The organism is Nocardioides sp. P5_C9_2, from assembly GCF_054049555.1.
On sequence record NZ_JBFUMD010000530.1, the window covers coordinates 1 to 2,526 of the forward strand.

Annotated in this window: 1 protein-coding gene; it reads left to right on the top strand. The window is 74.6% G+C overall.

Translation table 11 applies throughout. From position 1 onward, the window contains the following. Nucleotides 1–2,526 (top strand): ATP-binding cassette domain-containing protein (locus tag ACXJKL_RS19205; protein ID WP_457208601.1); only part of this gene is annotated, 2,526 nt, incomplete at both ends.

The following is a 2,526-nucleotide window of genomic DNA, read 5'->3' on the forward strand; positions in this document are numbered from 1 at the left end:
CGCCTGGACCGACCACGCTGCCGCCACCGAGGAGGGCGTGGCCGCGCGCGACGACCTGCGCACGAGTCTCGGCCAGGCCTACGTCCTGCGCCGCAACGCACGGGTGGCCGCCGCGGTGCACCGCGCGCTCGACGCGGTGCTGGCCGTGGAGGCCCGGATCACGCGGCGCAGCGGCACGCTGCTGGCGAGCGTCCTGGCCGGCACCGGGGTCCTGGGGATCGCCCTCGTCTCGAACGGTGACCTGTCGACCGCTGCCCTCGTGACGCTCTTCCTCGTGACCACCCAGTTCGTCGGTCAGGTCGACATGCTCGCCCGGCACCTGCCCGACCTCCAGGAGGGCTTCGGCGCGGTGCTGCGGCTGCGGGGCATGCTGGCCGCGCGTGCCGAGCCGACCGGTGGGCTCCCGCTGCCGTCCGGAGCGCTCGACGTGGAGTTCCGCGACCTGCACTTCTCCTACGATGCCGGCACGTTCGCGCTGCGCGACGTCGATCTCCTCGTCCCCGCCGGCCACACGTGCGCGCTCGTCGGCCGCACGGGCTCGGGCAAGTCGACGCTGGCGTCGCTGTTGTCCCGGGCCGCGGAGCCGGAGCCCGGCACCGTCCTGCTCGGTGGCACCGACGTCCTCGAGCTCGACCTCCAAGCCCTCCGGGCGGCGGTCGGTGTGGTCACCCAGCGGACCGAGATCCTCGCCGGCAGCCTGGCGGACAACATCACCCTCTTCGGTCCGCACCCGCGTGAGGAGGTCGAGGCCGCGGTCACCGAGCTCGGTCTGTCGGACTGGGTGGCGGGCCTGCCCGAGGGGCTCGACACGACCCTCGGCCCCGGTGGCACGAGCCTGTCGGCCGGCGAGGAGCAGCTGGTCGCCTTCGCGCGGCTGCTGGTGCGCGACGTCCGGGTCGTGGTGCTCGACGAGGCCACCGCCCGGATGGATCCGGTCACCGAGGCGCGGGTCGTGCGCGCCGCCGAGCGGCTGATCTCCGGGCGCACCGGCATCCTGGTCGCCCACCGGCTCTCGACCACGCGTCGCGCCGAGCAGGTGGCCGTGCTCGAGTCGGGGCGCGTCGTCCAGCGCGGTCCCCGTGAGCGGCTGGCCGTCGACGACGGCCCGTTCCGCGACCTGCTCCGCGCCTCCGCGCACGAGCCCGTCGTCGAGGAGCACCACCACGACGACAGCGCCATCGGGTCGGTCCGACGGTCCACGACTCCCCCGCCGCGCCCGGAGGTCCGACCCGCGCCCAGCCTCACCCGGGCGACGTGGAGCGCGCTCACGATCGAGCCGCGGTGGGGCCTGCTCGGCATGTTTCTCTTCCTCCTCTCCGCGCTCACCGGCGCCTTCGGCGCCCTGACCGGCTGGGTCTGGGGACTGGCGGTCACCGCACTCCAGGACGGTCAGGTCCCGGTCGGGCTCACCGTGGCGCTCGTGGTCTCGTTGCTCGTGAGCCCGCTGCTGCTCTCCCAGGCCTTCCGCACCTACCCGCGCTGGTGGATCTCCGTGCGCCTGCGGGTGCGCCTGTCCGTGCTGCACGGCCAGACCTCGCAGCACCGGCTGGAGCGCACGCCCCCGGGCGAGGTCGTGGCCCGCACCATGGACGCCGACCGCCTCGCCCGGTACGCCGACCGGTGGGTCGACTTCATCAAYGGGCTCGTCATCGTCCTGGTCACCGCGATCATCGCCGGCACGTGGCTGGCCGGCATGGTGCTGCTCGCGGTGATGGTCGCCTCGGCGGTGGCGTCGTCGTTCGGACGGCGGGTGGCCGGGCGCTCGGCCGCCGCCTCGTCGACGGCCCGGGCCGGCTTCGGCCGCTCGCTGGTGAGCGCCCTCGAGTCGGTCCGCACCGTCAAGCTCGCCGCCGCCACGCCGTCGGTGCACGAGCACCTGCGGCAGGTCGACGCGGGTCGGGTCGAGGCGGCCGTGCGCGAGCACCGGGTCCAGGCCCTGCTCGACGGCGTGCCCGTCGTGATGGTCCAGTGCGGTGTCGTCGCCGCCTGGGTCGGCCTGCTGACCGGTCAGTGGGAGCTCGCCACCGCGTTGCTCGTGGCCAACGCCGTCAGCGGCTTCGACTGGTTCGGCCGCGTCGCGGGCTCGGTGGTCACCGAGGCCCCGGGCGTGCGAGCGTGGATGGAGGCGACCAGCGCACTGGCCGGCGGCGGCGACCTCATGCACCTGCCGCCGGGCGTCGACATGGTCGCCGGCACCTCGCCGGCGCCGGCGACGCCGCAGCGCGACCCGCTCCGCGAGCTGTCGCTGCACGGTTTCTGTGCGGTGCACGACGACGGCACCCTCGGCGTCCAGGACGTCGACCTGACGGTTCGCTCGGGTGAGCTGGTGCTGCTGCTCGGCCAGGTCGGCTCGGGCAAGTCCAGTCTGCTGTCGGCACTGGCGGGCCTGGTGAGCAGCACCGGCGAGATCCGGTGGAACGGTGACCCCGTCCACGACCCGCAGGCCCAGTTGCGGCCCGCCCGTGTCTCCCATGTCGCCCAGGTCCCCCGCGTCCTGTCCGGCTCGTTCGCGGGCAACGTCGCGCT